This window comes from Thermomonas sp. (genome assembly GCF_020850895.1).
Classification (GTDB): Bacteria; Pseudomonadota; Gammaproteobacteria; order Xanthomonadales; family Xanthomonadaceae; genus Thermomonas.
This window is the reverse complement of record NZ_JADZDS010000127.1, coordinates 1-3,978: the sequence shown is the minus strand read 5'-3', so window position 1 is coordinate 3,978 and position 3,978 is coordinate 1. Positions and strand designations below refer to the sequence as shown.

Sequence of the window (3,978 nt, the reverse complement as noted above, 5' to 3'; positions counted from 1 at the left end):
GCCGGTTCGTGCATCCGACTGCTAACAACTCCCCGTCAGGTGTCCATTGCACACGTGCCCGTCGATGATGAATATCGGCGCGCCGAGAAGTGATCGGGCATTCGACAGACGACGGCGTGCTGTCCAATGACAAGATCTCGTGCATCAACAAATCTGCGAACGGTGGCAAAAACGCTCACTGTTCAGCCTTCGCGTTAGCGAGCGTCGGGTCAGGGTCGTTAGCCATCACCTGCAGAGGAGCGTCCAGCGCATCACCGCCCCATCCGGGCGATCATATCGGGCCTAGTGAAGTCCACTCTTGACATTCCGTGCAGTCGCCTTGTGAAAACGACAACGCCCCCATCAACTGGCCACAATGTTCCGGGCGGTGCCAACCTGCTTCGCAGTGATGTAAAGTGCTGGCGTCGGCGCCGATGCGGGCAAGGAGTGATCCGATGAAACGCACCGTCTACGCATGCGGACTGGCGCTCGGCCTGCTCGGCCCGACCCTCGCAAACCCGCCCGCCGAGGACGCGGGACCGGTCGCAAGCAATACCGCCCAGGGCGCGATCGCGATGACCCGCTGGAGCATCGATGCCGGCGGCACCACCAGCGCGATCGGCGGCAACTTCAGACTCGGCGCCAGCATCGGCCAGCCCGAGGCGGCGCTGGCCTCCGGCGGACCGTATCGGCTCAACGCCGGCTTCTGGGTACCCGAGTCGGCCGGCGATGGACTGTTCGCCAACGGTTTCGAATAAGCCCGGTAACGTCAGGAGTCTCTCATGCGCAGCCACCGCCACCTGCTCGCCTTAGCCCTCGCCGCGGCCCTGGTGCTGCCGTTGCCTCGCGCCCAGGCCGAGCCGTTCACCTTCCAGGGCTTCCTGGAGCAGAGCGGCAGCCCGCTCAACGGCAATGCCAACCTCGCCTTCAAACTCTACGACGCGCAGAGCGGGGGCACGCAACTCGGCAGCACGATTACCGCGAACACCTATCTAGTGCTCGATGGCGTGTTCACCATCGATCTCAACTTCGCCGGCGTGGCTTTCGCCGAAAGCAACCGCTGGCTGCAGGTGGAGGTGGGCGGCACGCCGATGGGTCCGCGCATCGAGATCCTGCCGACCCCGGTAGCCGCCAGCGCCCGCGCACTGCAGGGCCGCGGCGTCAGCGCCACGGCACCGTCCAGCGGCCAGGTACTGAAGTGGAACGGCAGCGCGTGGGCGCCGGCCGCGGACGACGGCGGCACCAGCTACTCGGCGGGCACAGGTCTTGCGCTTTCGGGCAGCACCTTCAGCGTCGCTCCGACATATCAAATGCCGCAGGCCTGCACCGCGAATCAGGTAGCCAAATGGTCGGGCGCCGCGTGGATCTGTGCCAGCGATGGCGATACCACCTACAGCGCCGGCAACGGCCTGACGCTGACGGGCAGCACCTTCAGCGTCACGCCGACATATCAAATGCCGCAGGCCTGCACCGCGAATCAGGTAGCCAAATGGTCAGGAACCGCCTGGATCTGTGCCGGCGATGGAGATACCACTTACAGCGCCGGCAACGGTCTGACGCTGACCGGAAGCACCTTCAGCGCCGACTTCGCCGGCAGTGGCGCGGCGACCACGGTGGCACGCAGCGATCATGGCCATTATGGACAGCAATTCAGCGGCTCATCGGCTTTGCGCGGCCTGAGCATTTCCCAAGGCAACGGCACGTCGGGGTCGACCGCCCTCATCGCGACAGCCACTGCCAGCTCGGGCCAGACCGACGGCGTGGTCGGTGTGAGCAACAGCAACACGATCGGTTCGCGCGGCGTGTTTGGCCACGCCACCGCGTCCAGTGGCGATGCACGCGGCGTGCAAGGGCAGAGCAACAGTACCTCCGGTCGCGGCGTGTTCGGTCTTGCCAGCGCCGCGACCGGCAACTCGACCGGCGTCTGGGGAGAAACCGCCAGTTCTACCGGCCGCGGTGTGCTCGGCATAGCCACCGCCACCAGCGGCGCCAACATGGGCGTGTTCGGCCGCAGCGACAGCCCCGAGGGCTCGGGTGTGCGCGCGATGAACACGGCCACCAGCGGTTCCACCGCTTACGCCGTCTGGGGCGTGGCAGCCAGCAATCAGGGCCGCGCCATCTTCGGCGACGCGACGGCCACCATCGGCGATACCCACGGCGTGTACGGACGCGTGGCCTCGCCCCTCGGCACCGCGGTGCGCGGCGAGTCGGCCGCAACCAGCGGACCGACGATCGGCGTCGCCGGCTCCACGGCTTCGGTCGACGGCACCGCGGTTCATGGCGAAGCGACGGCGACCAGCGGCCAGACCATCGGCGTGCACGGGCTCAGCGCTTCGAATGAGGGTACCGGTGTACGCGGCGAGGGTCCGCTCGGCGTACTGGGAGCGTCGAGTGTCGCCGAGGGGGCGGGGGTGTGGGGCAGCAATTTGGCCCCCAGCGGCGATGCCTATGGTGTCGTCGCAAGCACCAACTCGACCGCCGGCACCGCGTTGTTGGCCAGCGCACCGACGACCACCGGCGCCAATCGCGGCGTGCTCGCGCGCACCGCCTCCAGCAACGGCGTCGGCCTGCGCGCCGAAAACAACGCGACCAGCGGCGGCGGGCTCGGCAATGCCCTGGTCGCGGTCGGCAACATGCCGAGCGGCGACACGCTGGTGGTCGAGGCCAACGGCACCGGCAGCGCCTGGGCGATCAACGCACGCAGTGCCGGCAGCCGCGTGCTCAGTGCGGAGCTGACGACGCCCGGCACGACAGGCTCCGCGGTCCGGGCCAGCGTCAACTCGGCGAGCGGCAAGGCCGGCGAGTTCGTGAACGTGGCCATTGGTGGCGCTGCGGCATCGTTCACCGGCAACGTCAGCGTCAGCGGCACCCTCAGCAAGGGCGGCGGCAGCTTCAAGATCGACCATCCGCTGGATCCGGCCAACAAGTACCTGCTGCACAGTTTCGTCGAGTCGCCGGACATGATGAATGTCTACAACGGCAATGTGGTCACCGACGCCAACGGCCGCGCCACCATCGAACTGCCCGCGTGGTTCGAGGCGCTCAATCGCGACTTCCGTTACCAGCTTACCGTGATCGGCAGCTTCGCCCGCGCGATGGTGTCCGAGGAAGTGGCCGGCAACCGCTTCGCGATCCGTACCGACGAGCCCCGCACCAAGGTGAGCTGGCAGATCACCGGCATCCGCCACGACCCGTGGGCCGAGCACAACCGGATCCCGGTGGAACTCGACAAGGCGCCGGCCGAGAAGGGCCGCTTCCTGCACCCCGAAGCGCACGGCCAGCCCGCCGCCAAGCGCATCGGCGTGGGCGCGGACGACGAAAAGCCGTCGGCTCGCTGAAGCCACCGCAGCCTCAGCGCGGCGTGGCCGCAACCATGGAGCATGCAATGAAACCTGGAACGATCGACAAAGCCCCGGCCGGCACCCGCGCCACTGCGCTGCGCGCCGCATCGACCCGCGCGTGGCCGCGGCTCGTGCCCGGCCTGCTGCTGGTGCTGTGCCTCAGCGGCGGACCCGGCCTGGCCGCCGGCAAGCGCGCGCTGGCCTTCGAAGCGGTGGTGATCGGCGGCATGTCGATGCAACTGCCGCGCGGCTGGCAGCGCCAGCAGGACGAAGCGAGCCTGGTCCTGACCCGCGATCCCGGCGACGAGGACTCGCCCGCGCTGGCCTTGTTCGCGGTGCAGGTCGAACCGGCGCGTTCGCCGGCACCGGCGACGCTTGCCGACGCGGTGCTCGCGCAGCTCGACCTGCCCGCGCAGGGAGTGCGCGCGGTGCTGGCCGAAGAACGCTGGCAGAACGGCGCGCTGTACCGGCTGCATCGGCTGGACGAAGCTGGCCAGCGCGGCTATCTGGTGAGCTACACCCACGTCGACGGGGGTATAGGAATTTCAAACACCCTCTCCGAGCAGTCTGCGCCGTAGCCAGAGGCGGCGCTAGCGTCGGTTTGGCCTGGCTTGGAGCGCCATCACAGAGCGTTTGGGCGGGTTGATAGGTGTTCGGC

The 3,978-nt window shown here is 68.1% G+C and carries 3 protein-coding genes; all 3 read left to right on the top strand.

Translation table 11 applies throughout. The annotated features are described in order from the left end of the window. Nucleotides 1-434 precede the first annotated feature (434 nt). Genes IT472_RS11360 through IT472_RS11350 form a run of 3 tightly spaced genes read left to right on the top strand, consistent with a single transcriptional unit; the run spans nt 435 to nt 3,898 of the window. Nucleotides 435-737 (top strand): hypothetical protein, encoded by a 303-nt coding sequence (locus IT472_RS11360; RefSeq protein WP_297181637.1) that lies wholly within the window; start codon nt 435-437, stop codon nt 735-737. Between the two features lie 24 nt (nt 738-761). Continuing rightward, nucleotides 762-3,317, top strand: a complete 2,556-nt coding sequence (locus IT472_RS11355) for a hypothetical protein (RefSeq protein ID WP_297181636.1) — start codon at nt 762-764, stop codon at nt 3,315-3,317. Between the two features lie 47 nt (nt 3,318-3,364). Then, nucleotides 3,365-3,898, top strand: a complete 534-nt coding sequence (locus tag IT472_RS11350; RefSeq protein WP_297181635.1) for a hypothetical protein — start codon at nt 3,365-3,367, stop codon at nt 3,896-3,898. Nucleotides 3,899-3,978 lie beyond the last annotated feature (80 nt).

Excerpts from the sequence above, each read along its gene's own strand:
- IT472_RS11355 (WP_297181636.1), top strand. The coding sequence starts at position 762 with ATGCGCAGCCACCGCCACCTGCTCGCCTTAGCCCTCGCCGCGGCCCTG.
- IT472_RS11350 (WP_297181635.1), top strand. The coding sequence starts at position 3,365 with ATGAAACCTGGAACGATCGACAAAGCCCCGGCCGGCACCCGCGCCACT.
- IT472_RS11360 (WP_297181637.1), top strand. The coding sequence starts at position 435 with ATGAAACGCACCGTCTACGCATGCGGACTGGCGCTCGGCCTGCTCGGC.